Source organism: Vallitalea longa, assembly GCF_027923465.1.
GTDB lineage: Bacteria > Bacillota > Clostridia > Lachnospirales > Vallitaleaceae > Vallitalea > Vallitalea longa.
Window position 1 is genome coordinate 23,709 of the sequence record NZ_BRLB01000020.1, and the last position, 15,164, is coordinate 38,872.

15 protein-coding genes are annotated in these 15,164 nt (G+C 29.3%); 13 read left to right on the plus strand and 2 right to left on the minus strand.

The window, feature by feature from the left end; genetic code table 11:
• Positions 1–14 precede the first annotated feature (14 nt).
• From QMG30_RS20975 to gatB, 10 genes are all read left to right on the plus strand, one after another.
• Entirely contained in the window at positions 15–953 is a 939-nt protein-coding gene (locus tag QMG30_RS20975) for an AEC family transporter (protein WP_281818921.1), read from the plus strand.
• Between the two features lie 36 nt (positions 954–989).
• Positions 990–2,345 carry an MATE family efflux transporter gene (locus QMG30_RS20980; RefSeq protein ID WP_281818922.1) on the plus strand — a complete coding sequence of 452 codons (1,356 nt, stop codon included), beginning with the start codon at positions 990–992 and terminating at the stop codon, positions 2,343–2,345.
• Between the two features lie 100 nt (positions 2,346–2,445).
• The gene (locus QMG30_RS20985) at positions 2,446–3,174 is read left to right on the plus strand and encodes a YebC/PmpR family DNA-binding transcriptional regulator (RefSeq protein ID WP_281818925.1); all 729 of its coding nucleotides are present in this window, start codon (positions 2,446–2,448) and stop codon (positions 3,172–3,174) included.
• 269 nt (positions 3,175–3,443) lie between these two features.
• On the plus strand, positions 3,444–4,490 hold the full coding sequence (locus QMG30_RS20990) for a hypothetical protein (RefSeq protein ID WP_281818926.1): 1,047 nt from the start codon (positions 3,444–3,446) through the stop codon (positions 4,488–4,490).
• A complete protein-coding gene (locus QMG30_RS20995) occupies positions 4,483–4,671 on the plus strand; it encodes a hypothetical protein (protein WP_281818928.1) in 189 nt (62 codons plus the stop codon). Before QMG30_RS20990 ends, QMG30_RS20995 begins: the two co-directional genes overlap by 8 nt.
• 229 nt (positions 4,672–4,900) lie before the next feature.
• Positions 4,901–5,083 (plus strand): hypothetical protein, encoded by a 183-nt coding sequence (locus QMG30_RS21000; RefSeq protein ID WP_281818929.1) that lies wholly within the window; start codon positions 4,901–4,903, stop codon positions 5,081–5,083.
• 78 nt (positions 5,084–5,161) lie between these two features.
• Positions 5,162–7,117 (plus strand): NAD-dependent DNA ligase LigA, encoded by a 1,956-nt coding sequence (ligA, locus tag QMG30_RS21005; protein ID WP_281818932.1) that lies wholly within the window; start codon positions 5,162–5,164, stop codon positions 7,115–7,117.
• A 233-nt stretch (positions 7,118–7,350) separates the two neighbouring features.
• Positions 7,351–7,638 carry an Asp-tRNA(Asn)/Glu-tRNA(Gln) amidotransferase subunit GatC gene (gene gatC, locus QMG30_RS21010; protein ID WP_281818934.1) on the plus strand — a complete coding sequence of 96 codons (288 nt, stop codon included), beginning with the start codon at positions 7,351–7,353 and terminating at the stop codon, positions 7,636–7,638.
• Between the two features lie 25 nt (positions 7,639–7,663).
• Positions 7,664–9,124 (plus strand): Asp-tRNA(Asn)/Glu-tRNA(Gln) amidotransferase subunit GatA, encoded by a 1,461-nt coding sequence (gene gatA, locus QMG30_RS21015; RefSeq protein ID WP_281818936.1) that lies wholly within the window; start codon positions 7,664–7,666, stop codon positions 9,122–9,124.
• Between the two features lie 48 nt (positions 9,125–9,172).
• The gene (gene gatB / locus QMG30_RS21020) at positions 9,173–10,618 is read left to right on the plus strand and encodes an Asp-tRNA(Asn)/Glu-tRNA(Gln) amidotransferase subunit GatB (RefSeq protein ID WP_281818938.1); all 1,446 of its coding nucleotides are present in this window, start codon (positions 9,173–9,175) and stop codon (positions 10,616–10,618) included.
• Positions 10,619–10,722: 104 nt separating this feature from the next.
• On the opposite strand, the gene QMG30_RS21025 is transcribed toward gatB, so the two are convergent.
• A complete protein-coding gene (locus tag QMG30_RS21025; RefSeq protein ID WP_281818940.1) occupies positions 10,723–10,893 on the minus strand; it encodes a hypothetical protein in 171 nt (56 codons plus the stop codon).
• Positions 10,894–10,995: 102 nt separating this feature from the next.
• Between QMG30_RS21025 and QMG30_RS21030 the strand changes: the two genes are divergently transcribed.
• From QMG30_RS21030 to QMG30_RS21040, 3 genes are all read left to right on the plus strand, one after another.
• Positions 10,996–12,171 carry an AAC(3) family N-acetyltransferase gene (locus QMG30_RS21030; RefSeq protein WP_281818941.1) on the plus strand — a complete coding sequence of 392 codons (1,176 nt, stop codon included), beginning with the start codon at positions 10,996–10,998 and terminating at the stop codon, positions 12,169–12,171.
• A gap of 20 nt (positions 12,172–12,191) precedes the next feature.
• Positions 12,192–12,866 (plus strand): hypothetical protein, encoded by a 675-nt coding sequence (locus QMG30_RS21035; protein WP_281818942.1) that lies wholly within the window; start codon positions 12,192–12,194, stop codon positions 12,864–12,866.
• A gap of 104 nt (positions 12,867–12,970) precedes the next feature.
• Positions 12,971–13,105 (plus strand): hypothetical protein, encoded by a 135-nt coding sequence (locus QMG30_RS21040; protein WP_281818943.1) that lies wholly within the window; start codon positions 12,971–12,973, stop codon positions 13,103–13,105.
• A gap of 222 nt (positions 13,106–13,327) precedes the next feature.
• Here the strand turns inward: QMG30_RS21040 and QMG30_RS21045 are convergent, their stop codons facing one another.
• Positions 13,328–15,070 (minus strand): Rqc2 family fibronectin-binding protein, encoded by a 1,743-nt coding sequence (locus QMG30_RS21045; RefSeq protein ID WP_281818944.1) that lies wholly within the window; start codon positions 15,068–15,070, stop codon positions 13,328–13,330.
• Positions 15,071–15,164: the final 94 nt, after the last annotated feature.

The following is a 15,164-nucleotide window of genomic DNA, read 5'->3' on the forward strand; positions in this document are numbered from 1 at the left end:
GGAAAAATATTTAAATGAAAGGACATAACATGGACTTTTATACGATCATTAACCAAATATTAGTACTATTTATAGTGCTTTTTTTAGGGTATTTTATTAAGAAAAAAGACATAATTGATGAATATGCAAATAAAAAACTTGCAAGTCTTGTTATTAAAGTAACAGTCCCGTGCCTTATTATTAATTCTATGATGGAACAAATAGAACTTGGTGCGAAAGAAATATTAGGTATATTAGGTTTATCCATTGCAGTATACATATTTATGTTCTTGATGACATTTATAGTTCCCAGATTGATAGGTGTCAAAAAAGAGAATATTGGAGTTTACAAATTTATGATCATGTTTTCCAATGTTGGGTTTATGGGATTTCCAGTTATTGAATCAATATATGGAAAAGAGGCTATTTTCTATACTTCAATATATAATTTGCCTTTTAATGCACTTATATATACTTTAGGAATATATCTTATATCAATGGACAATAAAAATAATGTCAGATTCAAAATAAAAGATATATTTAATCCTGCAGTATGTGCTGTAATTATTGGATTGATCATATTTTCTTTTAAAATAACTCTACCATATGTCGCTTCACAAACAGTACGTATGATAGCTGAACTTACAACTCCTTTATCGATGCTAGTGATTGGAGCGTCCTTGGCGGATATTAAGATTAAAAACATATTTTCCAATTCGAAATTATATATTTATAGTTTCCTTAAATTATTGGTTTTTCCTATACTTATTTATATGATAGTCAGATTAATAGGATTTAATGATATTATGGCTGGAGTACCAGTAATTATTACAGGAATGCCAGTTGCTGCTAATGCTGTAATCATTAGTAAGGAATATGGTGGAAATGATATACTTGCATCTGAAGGAGTATTTATTAGTACGATGTTATCAATTATAACTATCCCATTATTAGTATTTTTATTAAGCAATTAAATAAGTAACATTTATTAATTTCAGAGGTGGTCCTAAATGGTAAGAGATATAATAAAAAATGATAAGCATTTCTATACGAAACTATTTGCAATAGGGGTTCCGATTGCATTTCAAAACTTAATAACTTCATCATTGAACATGATTGATGTATTTATGATTAGTTCAATAGGAGATACAGCTGTTGCAGGTGTTGGTGGTGCGAATAAACTCTACTTTTTACTTAATTTGTTTCTTTTTGGAACCAGTAGTGGTACTGGTATTTTTTCTGCCCAATATTGGGGTAAGAGAGACGTTAAGAATCTGAAAAAGATTTTAGGGATATGTTTGATACTAAGCGTATCAGGAGGAGCATTATTTTCAATAATAGCTATATTCTTTCCTAAATTCGTAATGAATGTATTTGCTACAGAAGAACCTGTCATCAGGGAAGGAATAAAATATCTGAGAGTCATAGGTTTCAGTTATTGTTTCACAGCTATTTCTTTTGCTTATATATTTGTATTAAGAGGTATGAACTTCGTTAAAGTTCCTATGGTCATAACTATTGTAAGTATAGGTATCAATACGTTTTTGAACTGGGTACTTATTTTTGGTAATCTAGGTGTTGAAGCTATGGGAGTAAGTGGTGCAGCTACAGCTACATTAGTAGCAAGAACAGTTGAATGTTGCTTATTGATAACTAGCGTTTATGTTTTGAAACTACCTATTGCTGGAAAATTCAAAGAAATATTTGATATCTCTAAAGCTTTCGTTTCTAAGTATTTGCACACTGTGGGTCCAGTTGTAGGTAATGAGGTAATGTGGTCCCTTGGGGTTGCTACATATTCTTTCGTATATGGAAGAATGGGTGAAACCGTTATGGCTACCATGACTTTGAATCAGACTATAGAACAGCTGTTTATGGTACTGTTTTTTGGCATGTCTAGTGCTTGTGCAGTAATATTAGGAAATGAAATTGGTGATAACAATACGGAAAGAGCTTATAGATATAGTAAGAAATTTATAAAGTTGACTATAATTATATCTATTTTCATAAGTTTAGCTGTTATTGGTAGTTCTGGGTATGTTGTAACGCTATTCAATGTATCAGAAATGGTTAAGATGAATTCCAGATTATGTCTTATAGTGTTCGGTATCTATATACCTTTTAAGTCATTGAATCTAATATTGATAGTAGGTGTACTTAGAAGTGGTGGAGATACAAAATTCACTATGATGATAGATACAGGAGGGGTATGGTTAATAGGTGTGCCATTGGCATTTTTAAGCGGTTTAGTACTTAAGCTAGATATTCAATATGTATATGCTTTTGTATTGTCTGAAGAATTCTTCAAGTTGATATTTGCCATGAAACGTACGTATTCGAAAAAATGGTTGAACAATCTTGTTTAGTTAAGTAGAATAACTTTCAAGTAGAAAAGGCCTAGATTTGTAATATATTAGAAAACGTGATAAAATATTTGTGAGATTATTTTAAGGAGTGAATATTTTTATGTCAGGACATTCAAAGTTTTCGAACATAAAACATAGAAAAGAAAGACAAGATGCTAAAAAAGGAAAAGTTTTTACTAAAATTGGAAGAGAGATTGCAGTTGCAGTAAAAGAAGGTGGTTCTGATCCTACACTTAACTCTAAACTTAGAGATATAGTCGCTAAAGCAAAAGCAAGTAATATGCCTAATGATACAATTTCCAGAAGTATCAAAAAAGCTGCTGGAGAACTTGGTAATATTAATTATGAGCATATTACATATGAAGGATATGGGCCAAGCGGAATAGCTGTAATTGTAGATTGTTTGACAGAAAATAAAAACAGGACAGCTGCAAATGTAAGACATGCTTTTTCTAAGAATAGTGGTAATTTAGGGACAACAGGATGTGTATCCTTTATGTTTGACAAAAAAGGCCAAATAGTAATAGAGCGTGCAGAAGATATAGATGAAGATGAGCTTATGATGATAGCTATCGATGCTGGAGCAGAAGATTTTGTTACTGGAATTGATTTTTATGAAATCATAACTACTCCAGATGAATTTAGTTCTGTGAATAAAGCTGTTGGAGAAGCAGGATATAATTCAGTGTCAGCTGAAATAACAATGATACCTCAAACTACTTCTAACCTTACTGACGAAGAAGATATCAGTAAGATGGAGAATCTGATTGATACTCTTGAAGAAGATGATGATGTACAAAATGTATGGCATAATTTTGATGAAAATTAAAATCGGTTCATATAATTAAGATTTTAGTAGAAAAATAATAATTTTAATTAGCTTACCCCTTCATATTTTTAAAAATATGAAGGGTTTTTTTTATATACTTTTCTATTTTAAACAAATAATTTACTAACTTGTCTTTTTTAAACAACTTATCATGTCTCATTTTATAAAATTATTAGATATCATACAAAATACTTCTTTTAATAAAAAATTAATTTAATATTTAAAATTTTATAATAATATGATATAATAAAGATGGGGAGGGGTAGTGTATGAAAATTTGTATCGTTTTTATTTTGTGCGGGTTGATATATGGTGTTTTTGTTGCTATTCTATTTTGCCAGATTAGTGATAAAAAAAGAAGCATTGCATCTTTTGGAATTGGCTTCATTGTGAGTGCATTTTTAGCTGTTTATAATATTTTCACTGACGAACTTGTATTAAATAAAACAGATGTTTTCATATGGTTTGTATTATTCTTTATTATTGGTTTTATACTTTGTTTTGGGATATACATATATTGTTTGAATATACAGGAAGATAGAAAATATAAAGTAAAACCTATTGATATATTAATGAACAATTACAATATTTTAGAAGCTCAGTATAAGGATATGGAGACTGAAATACAAAATAGGAATCAATTGAAAATAAAAGAGCTTAAGGATAAAGAAAAAGAAATGCAGCTGGCTAAACAAGAACTAAGTACATTTGAAAGAAATATAAGAGAACAGATAAGTAAGGGTATTTATATTAATATGGACAAACCGATTCCTATAACTCAATACTTTATTGACAGACTACCTGAGTACGTGGAAAATGTAGCTAATTATACTATAGAACTGTATAAGAAGACTAATATGTTCATTAAAAATTACTATAATCACAAAAACAATAAAGATCAATTTATTCAAGGATTTATTTATGCTGTAGCCGTTATTACATGTAAAGTATTGTTCGATACCAATAAAGACGTTAATGTCAGTATGGAATATAGATCTAATGGAAATGATAGTATTGTTTCTACTAATACATATAAGACAGGTAATATATATAAGATAACAGCAGATAAAGTGATATTTGCAAAAAGTAGTGAAAATAGTACTAGTAATTCTGGTAATTGGGAAGATATAATGGTCATAGAATTCAATAAAGTGCATATAATTAAAATGGAGATAATGATTAGAAATAATTCGAAATATAAAGAGTTCACATGTTTCTTAAAGTATTGTAAAATTGACCAGATTATACAATTCTTCTTATTAGAGTTTATTGATGCATGTGATGTATTAAATAAAAGGGAGGCTAATAATGGCTAAGATTAACACAGTAGAGGCATTTATAAAAGCTTCGAAAATTATAAGTGAAACTAATGACCCTGTTATACTTCAGAGAATCAATAATATCTTGTATCGATCGTTAAATCATAATGATGTGACAGATAGTTCGGAGTATATTTATTTGACTAGAGAAGAAAAAAAGATATTTAGTAATAGGTGATATGATTTGTTTTGGGGATAGCACACAATTATTACTAAATAGTTATAATTATGCTAAAATAGTTGTTTAATATGTAAAAAAATAGAAGATTATTAAAATAATTTATAGGTAATTAGTCCTATTTGGGTAATTATCTGACATATTTTTCTAATAATTGTGTATAATTAATATATAATAATATATGAATAAAAGCATAGAGAAAGAAATAATATTTGGGATGGGTGTGGTTGTGATGTATGTGAATGACTTTGAAGTTAAAACTTTAGTGGAACTTACAGAACATTTTGTTGACTTCTTGGACATGCTATATAAAAAAGGAACCATAACAGAGAATCAATTTTTTGAAATGACCGAAAAGAAAATCGAGTTTATAAATAAGATGAAAAATAATGATATCTACTTAAAAGCATAGTCGTAATATACGACTATTTTTTTGCATAAAATAATGGTAATATAGTAATATGAAAACATTACAAGGAGATTTAATATTATGAATAAGCTAGATAGAATGAGAGAACTCGTAAAGATTCTTAGTGAAGCAAGTAAAGTATATTATCAAGAAAATGATGAAATAATGAGTAATCATGATTATGATAAATTATATGATGAGTTAGTAGATATCGAGAAAGAAACAGGTATAACTATGAGCGGTAGCCCTACGATGAAGGTCGGCTATACTCTTTTGAGTTCACTACCAAAAGAAAAACATAAGACAAGAATGCTTTCTCTAGATAAAACAAAAGAAATCAATACATTAAAGGAATTTATAGATGGTAAAAAAGGTATGATGTCTTGGAAATTAGATGGACTTACTATTGTATTAACTTATAATGATGGTAAACTTATTAAAGCAGTAACAAGAGGCAATGGTGAAATTGGTGAAGTTATTACCAATAATGCTAAAGTATTTAAAAATATACCACTTAACATTTCATATAAGAATGAATTGATTATTAGAGGCGAAGCAGTAATCAAATACTCTGATTTCAAGATTATAAACGAAAATATAATAGATAAGGATAAGTATAAAAATCCAAGAAATCTATGTAGTGGTACAGTTAGACAGTTAAATAATGAAATTACAGCTAAGAGAAATGTTCATTTCTTTGCTTTTACGTTAGTACAAGCTGGAGATGTTGATTTTGGGGATTCCAAGATCAATCAATTTGAATGGTTACAGTCTCTAGGATTTGATACTGTTGAATATAGAATTGTTGATAAAGATAGTATGGAAGATAATGTAAAATGGTTCGAAGAAAAAATTATATATAATGATTTTGGTTCAGATGGGTTAGTCCTTACGTTTGATTCAATCTCGTATTCCGAAAGTTTAGGTCAGACAGCAAAATTTCCAAGACATTCAATTGCGTTCAAGTGGAGTGATGAAATAAAGGAAACCAAGCTTTTATATATTGAATGGAGTGCTTCAAGAACAGGTGCAATAAATCCTATTGCAGTATTTGAGCCTATAGAATTAGAAGGTACTACTGTAAAAAGAGCGAGTCTTCATAATCTCAGTATTCTAGAACAGTTGGAGTTGATTGAAGGGGATACGATTGAAGTTTACAAAGCTAACATGATAATACCTCAAGTTGCCAATAATCTATCTAAGAGGACAGAGGAAGTAAGGCAGATCAATATTCCTGATACATGTCCTGTTTGTGGTGGAGATGTTGAAGTAAAACAAGTTAATGATGTAAAAGTATTATATTGTATTAATACTGAATGTGAAGCAAAGAAGATAAAATCTTTTACTCACTTTGTATCTAGAGATGCCATGAACATTGAAGGTTTGTCAGAATCTACGATACAGAAATTTATTGATAAAGGATTTATTAAAACTTATGCAGATATATATAGAATAGAAAAGTACAAAGATGAGATAACTACTATGGAAGGATTTGGTGAAAAATCCTATATTAACCTTATAAATTCTATAGAAAAAAGTAAAAATGTTCTTTTGCCTAATTTTATTTATGCACTTGGTATCATTAATGTTGGATTAAGTAATGCAAAATTGATTTGCAAATATTATGATTATGATTTTGATAAAATTCTATCTGCTACTCAAGAAGATCTAACTGAAATTGAAGGTTATGGAAGCATTATTGCTAAATCTTTAGTGGAGTATTTTAATAATGAGAAAAACATGGAGCAAATTAAAGATTTACTTAATTATATTGTACTAGAAAAAATTGAAAGTACTGATGACAACGTATTGGAAGGTAAAACTTTTGTTATTACTGGTAGTCTAAATATTTATTCCAATAGAAAAGAATTAAAGGAATTAATAGAAAACTTAGGTGGGAAAGTTACAGGAAGTGTAACTGGAAATACTGATTATCTGATTAATAATAATATAGAATCATCTTCATCAAAGAATAAAAAAGCTAAAGAGTTAGGTGTACCTATAATAAATGAAGAAACATTTCAATCATTGATATAATTTCTAGTGTTTTTTTTATCTCTATATTTTGGCTAGAGTCATGTTTATGTAGATAAAAGTTGAGTAATAAAGTATTGTGTTAAAGCATGCCTTATGGTAGAATGTTATTTAAGAAATTTGTGACAATTTATAGTATGGATTCTTGTATGCTATATGAAAGTTTTTTACTATGTCATTTAGCTTATAAGAATTTTTGCTTATATAGATATATACTTCGAAAGGGAGGAATTAATGTGGAAATTACAAGAGAACAAGTTGAACATGTTGCGAATCTTGCCCGTTTAAATCTTACGGAAGATGAAAAAGAACAGATGATTACAGATATGGGAGTCATTATTGAATTTGCTAATAGGATAAATGAAATCAATATAGATGATATTAATCCTACAGCTCACGTTATACCTATAAATAATGTATTTAGAGAAGATGATGTTAATCCTTCTTTTTCAAGAGATGAATTATTATATAATGCACCTAATAAAGAAAATGGATGTTATAGTGTTCCAAGAATCGTTGAGTAGAATTTAATAGCAAGGAGGCAAATCAATGGATTTGATTAAAATGACAGCCCATGAATTAAAAGATAAATTGGAAACAAAAGAAATTAGTAGTGAGGAAATTACAAGGGCGTATATAGATAGAATTGATAAAGTAGAACATAAAGTTAATGCATACATTACATTAACTACTGATAAAGCTATAAATAAAGCTAAAGAAATTGATATAAAAAGAGCTAATGGGGAACAAGTAGGAGCATTAGCGGGAATTCCTATTGCAATAAAAGATAACATGTGTACAAGAGGTATAAAAACAACTTGTGCATCTAAGATGCTAGAGTATTTTGTTCCGCCTTATAGTGCTACAGTTGTAGAGAAGTTGAACAAACAAGATTCAGTAATATTAGGAAAACTTAATATGGATGAATTTGCTATGGGTTCATCTAATGAAAATTCATATTTCCATAAAACAATGAATCCTTGGGATTTATCAAGAGTACCTGGAGGAAGTTCGGGAGGTTCTGCAGCAGCTGTTGCAGCAAATGAAGCAGTTTTCACTTTGGGTTCTGATACAGGAGGATCTATAAGACAACCTGCTCATTATTGTGGTGTAGTAGGAATGAAACCTACTTATGGAACAGTATCACGTTATGGTCTAGTTGCATTCGCTTCTTCACTGGATCAAATAGGACCTTTAACTAAAGATGTCAAGGATATGGCTCTTGTCATGAATACAATAACAGGTCATGACAAATTGGATTCAAGTTCATATAATAATGAATATGATGATTTTGGAAAATATATTGGTGAAGATATAAAAGGTAAAAAAATCGCACTTCCGAAAGAATATTTTTCTAAAGGTGTACAATCAGAAGTAAAAGAAAAAGTTTTAGCTGTAGCTAGAAAATTAGAAGATCTAGGAGCAGTCGTAGAAGAAGTTAGTATGAATATGACTGACCTAGCTTTACCTGCATATTATCTTATTTCATCAGCTGAAGCTTCATCAAATTTAGCAAGATACGATGGTGTAAAATATGGATTTAGGGCTAAGGATTATGATAATCTAGTGGATTTATACAAACAGACTAGGGACGAAGGCTTTGGAAAAGAAGTTAAGCGACGTATTATGCTTGGAACATATGCTCTAAGTTCCGGATACTATGATGCCTATTATAAAAAAGCACAACAGGTAAGAACGTTGATCAAAAATGAATTCGACAAAGTTTTTGAGTCATATGATTTGATTCTTACTCCAACAGGACCATCTACAGCATTTAAGATAGGTGAAAAGATAAATAATGTTGTTGAAATGTATATGAATGATATATGTACAGTACCTATCAATATAGCTGGAGTTCCTGCATTATCAATGAATTGTGGATTTGATGCTAACAATATGCCGATTGGTGTACAATTCATATCAAAAGCATTTAATGAAAAGACTATTTTACAAGTAGCTTATGCTTATGAGCAAAATAGGAATTTACCTGATTTGACTCCACAAATTTAATCTGAAAAAATAATTAATTATAGATAATTCCAAATAGAGGTGAAGAGATTGAGCTATCAAGATTATGAAGTAGTTATTGGACTAGAAGTACATTCTGAATTAAAAACTAAAACAAAAATATTTTGCAGTTGCAGTACAGAATTTGGAGGAGAGCCTAATACACATTGTTGCCCAATATGTACAGGCATGCCAGGTACGTTACCAGTTCTTAACGAAAAAGTTGTTGAATATGGTATTAAAGCAGGACTAGCAATGAATTGTAATATAAATGAATTCAGTAAACTGGATAGGAAAAATTATTTCTATCCAGATCTTCCAAAAGCGTATCAAGTTTCACAATACGACCTTCCTTTATGTTATGAAGGGGAAATTGAAATTGAAGTTAATGGTGAAATGAAAAAAATCCGAATTACAAGGATACATATAGAGGAAGATGCAGGAAAACTCATCCATGAATCAGGTGAAGGATCTGTTATAGATTATAACAGATGTGGTGTACCATTGATTGAAATAGTAACAGAACCTGATTTCAGATCTTCAGAAGATGTAAGGATTTTCTTGGAAAAATTAAGGACCATTCTTCTATATGCGGATGTATCTGATTGTAAAATGAATGAAGGTTCTCTTAGATGTGATATCAATCTATCAATTAGGAAAAAAGGAGATTCAAAATTAGGTACTCGTACTGAGATGAAAAACATGAACTCTTTTAATAACGCAGTTAAGGCTATACAATATGAAGCAAAGAGACAAATCAGATTATTGGAGAATAATGAAAAAGTTACACAAGAAACAAGAAGATGGGACGAATCAAAGGGAATAACTATATCTATGAGAAGTAAAGAAGAAGCTCATGATTATCGTTATTTTCCAGAACCAGACCTTATGCCCATCATAACATCAAAAGATAAAATAGAAGAAATTAGGAGTTCTCTACCTGAAATGCCTGATATTAGATTAAAGAGATATATAGACGAATATAAAATAACCGAATACGATGCTAGATTAATAGCAGCTTCAAGAAATATGGCAGATTATTTTGAAGAAGCGGTTAAAGGAGCTGCTAATAAAAAATCAGTAGCTAACTGGATTATAACTGAAATATTCAGTAGATTAGATGAAGAACAAAAAGAACAAGCTAAAATACCATTTAGTCCTAGTATTCTTACTGAGCTGGTTAATTTGATTGAAGATGGTACAATCAGTAACAGTATAGGTAAAAAAGTATTCGGAGAATGTTGGGAAACAGGTAAACGTCCTAACGATATAGTTGAAGAAAAAGGACTTAAACAGATTAGTGATGACGGTCAATTGGAAAGTCTAGTTAATGAAATTATTAAAAATAATGAAAAGGCAGTAAATGATTATCTCAATGGAAAACAAGCTGCTATAGGTGCTTTAGTTGGTCAAATGATGAAAGCCACTAAAGGAAAAGCTAATCCTAAAAAAGTTAATCAACTGTTAAGAGATGCAATTGACAAATTAAATAATTAAAACTAAAAAGGGGCTGTTTAATAAGAACAGTACCCTTTCTATAATATGGTTTTCTAAAATAAATTTTCTGTTAAATTACAAATAAATTGAGTTATTGCTTGTAATTAAGTATTTTTAGAATAGTTATCAAGAAAGTCTTCTTCTTTAGAAATATAATAAGGGCAGTCGATATTGATATTTTTGTTATTACTTATGTTATTTAGTGTTACAGAAACAGATAGATTGCATTTTCCATCTTTTTGATAAATGCAGTTATGTGTGCAATTAATATCCATATAATAAATGCACCTCCTGTTATGGTATTTTATCCATAATTAATAAAAATAAACCAAAGCATACTATTTAATATTTGTAAAATATATAAAAAGGTGATAAACATGCTAATATTTGGATGGGGATATAAAACATTTAAGAAATATGGAATTATAGGTAAAAGTAAATGCAATATTTGCCAATTAGTTACTAATTGGCAGCTAGTCAAAGTTACAACATGGTTTACATTATTCTTCATACCTATTATCCCAGTGAAAATAAAAAGAATGATATTATGTACTAATTGTAATACAGGACATATAATTGATAAGCAAACGTTTGACAAATTGATGAATGTTATTAAATCAAATAAATATAAGGTAGATATCGAAAATATGCAGTATTATAATAAGACAGAAACTCAAAAAAATTACCTAAAAGAAATGGAAGAATATAAGAAAAAACAGGAAAATAAAAAACATAAAAACAAGAAGAAATTAACATTAAAAGATATAATTGATAATTCTAATGTACCTAATACGAGAGAATCATTAAAGAAACAATTCTTAGAAATGGGATTACATAAAGGAATGACTGTTATCGTACATTCATCCATGAGCAAGATTGGATGGATTACAGGTGGTCCTGTTGCGGTTACTCAAGCTTTAATGGATGTTATTACACAAGAGGGAACAATAGTTATGCCTGCCCATACGTCAGATTATTCTGATCCTACAGGTTGGGAGAATCCACCAGTTCCAAAAGAATGGATTCCTATAATTAAAGAAAATATGCCAGCATATAATAAAAACATAACACCTACTAGCTATATGGGGCATATTGCAGAAACTTTCAGAACTTTTCCAGGAGTATTACGAAGCGATCATCCACAGTATTCTTTTACAGCTTGGGGGAAGCATGCAGAAGAAATAACTGCTGGTCACTTATTGAATTATGGCTTAGGTGAGAATTCGCCGTTAAAGAAAATCTATGATTTAAACGGTATGGTTCTATTAATAGGGGTGGATTATGATAATAATACATCATTCCATTTAGCTGAATATATGATTGATTCGATTAAAGAAGAAAAATTGGGATCTCCTATACTGGTTGATGATGAAAGAAAATGGGTTGAGTATAAAGATATAGAACTTGATGTAGATGACTTTAACAAAATTGGAGAGGAATATGAAAAAGAAAGTAAAGTTATCACATACAATATAGGACAAGCAAAATCCAGATTGTTCAGTCAAACAGAATCTGTAGATTTTGCAAGAGAGTGGATGGAAAAAAATAGATAATAAATAAGGAGTTATAAAGTATGAAATATATTAAGATGTCGATATTTTTTATGACACTTATAGTTACAACAGGTTGCTCTAAGAATGTTGTCGATGTTCAGAAAGATACATACAAAAGGTTGGAAATCCTTCCGGATGATACGTATGACGTGTTGAATATTAAGGATAATATTTCTCTTGCTTATGGAGAAAGTAAATCAATATACGTTAAAATAGATAATGACTACATTGAGATATGTAAAACGTTATGTTCATTTCCTGAAATTGCACCTAATGAATCTGCAATTGCTTATGTAACAGGAAATGCAGATACTCCAGGTGAATTATATATATATCGATTTAAAAGTAATGAAAAGACAGTATTATTGGATAATAATGAAGGTAAAGAAATTCCACTAGATGCAGTATGGTTAGATAATGAAACATTAATATTAATCAGAAGTAAGGAAAATGAAAAATTAGAATCAAGTACAGAAGTATGTGTATTCGATGTTAATACAAAAGAAGCTACTCCCATATTAACAACAAATAATTTATCTTGTTATAAGAGTATAACTAAAAATGGTGATATGTACGAATTTGAACTAGTAACTTGGGATGATGAAACATCTGCATATATAGATTCAGAAATACTAATATATAATGAATCTGAGCTAAAAAAAATAATTCATGAACAACTAAAAATTAATTGCTAGTACTAGCTTCCATATAATCGGTATTTAATAAAAAAACAAAATATACATATAATAATTAATAGCATTAAGATAACTAGAATTTTTGGCAGAAAGGTAGATATATCATGAAAAAATTTATTACGTTGCTATTAATAATTAGTACTATGATTTTATGTATAGGATGTAAAGGTAATAGAGTAACTGACGATACTTACAATACCTCAGACGTGTTCCAAGAAGAAGTCTATCCAAGACAATAAAATAGGCAAGTAAAAATAGAGAAAGAAAATATGTAGATAGTTTTACGGAGACTGATCCTTTAGGAGTAAAGCAGGTAAAACTAGGTAAAGAGAAATATAGATAGTTTTACGCAGACTGATCCTTTAGGAGTAAAGCAGGTAAAACTAGGCAAAGAGAAATATAGATAGTTTTACGCAGACTGATCCTTTAGGAGTAAAGCAAGTAAAACTATCTATATTTCTCTATAGTAATGTTACATTTTCATCGCTAGGATCAACGTACATAGAGTAGTTAGTATGATAAATAACATACCCTGGAACAGAACCAGCAGGTTTTTTAATATGCTTTTTCAAAGTATAATCAACAGCAACTTTAGTTGATTTATTAGCTTTGCTATAAAATGCAGCTAATTTAGCAGCTTCTTCAAAAGCCTTATCAGTTAATTCATTTCCATTAGTCTTAACAATTACATGTGAACCAGGAATTTCTTTCGTATGAAACCACCAATCATTGGAATTAGCAGTTTTCATGGTTAATTCATCATTTTGAAGGTTGTTTTTACCAACATAAATATCGAAACCATCAGAAGATTTATAGTGAAATGGTTTTGATTTTTGTAATGCTTTTTTATTCTTATTTTTTCTATACCTAAGGTAACCATAATCCATAAGTTCTTGGCGTATCAATTGTAAGTCTTCTTCTTCCTCAACAAAATTCAATGAATTTTGTATAGATTCAAGATGATTAATTTCGTTTTGTGTATCTTTAATTTGTTCAGTAAGGGCAAAAAAAGTTCTTTTCAGTTTATTGTATCTATTATAATATTTAGCGGCATTTTCAGAAGGACTTAAATTAGGTTTTAAAGCAATAGTAGTTTCTTCATTAATATAGTAGTTATAAGCTTTTAATTCTTTGTCTCCTTCTTTAATTGCATATATGTTAGCTGTTATAAGTTCTCCTTTTATCTTGTATTTATCTCTTGTTTCAGTATCTTTGATTTGTTTTAACTGAAGGTCCAGTTTCTTATAGCACCTTTCAAGATTGGTCGTGATAATTTTCTTTATGTCACTTGATTTTTGACTGATTCTTGAGGTGTTAGAACTTTTCGCATAATAATTATCCAGTATGTTAGATATCGAATGGTCTGATATAGATTCATAGTTATCATAAATACTAAGTTTTATAGATGAAAAATCTTTATAATTACTTTTATCATCTATTACAATATTAGGTGTGAATTCATTATTTTTTATCATGCTGACAAAAAATGTGAAACTATCATACACATCACTTAAGTCACCATCAGTCAATTCACTAGTGAAAGTAGAACTATTAACATTGGACCTGAAACATATCTCTTCTGAAATTATAGGACTAATTCCATTAAATGAAAAGTAGATAGCTTTGTGTATAATAGTATTTTTCCCATTAAGTAGATTTTTGAATTCTTGGAACGATATCTCATCTAGTGGATTTATCTTATCTTTTGATGGGGGATAGGTATATACTCTATTAGGTAATACTTCTCTTACTGAGCTAATGTTCAAAGAAACATGTTTTATGCTATCAAGTATTCTATTATTATCTTCACAGAAGATTATATTACTATGTCTACCCATGATTTCAATAACAATCTTCTTATTACAAACGTCACCTAACTCATTTAAATGTTCTATATATATTTCAACGATTCTTTCAAAATTTGGTTGCACTACTTTTAATATCTTACCTCCGATGATATGTTTTCTTAACAGCATACAAAAATTAGGAGGATTAAGTGGGTTTTTCTTAGGTATATCTGTTAAATGGATACGGGGCATATTAGCTAATGCTGATAATAATAATTTATATGAATTTTTATTATTTCTTATTGATACAATCAATTCATCATTCTCTGGTTGATAAATCTTATCAATTCTTCCACCTTGTATTAATTGATTAAGCTCGAAAACAATATTTGATATTACAATTCCGTCTAGTGCCATATATAATCAATCCTTTCGTAAATATTACATGATGCATTATAGTCATCAGTATAACACTAAGTGTAATAAAAAGGAAGTAATAGCTATAATATAC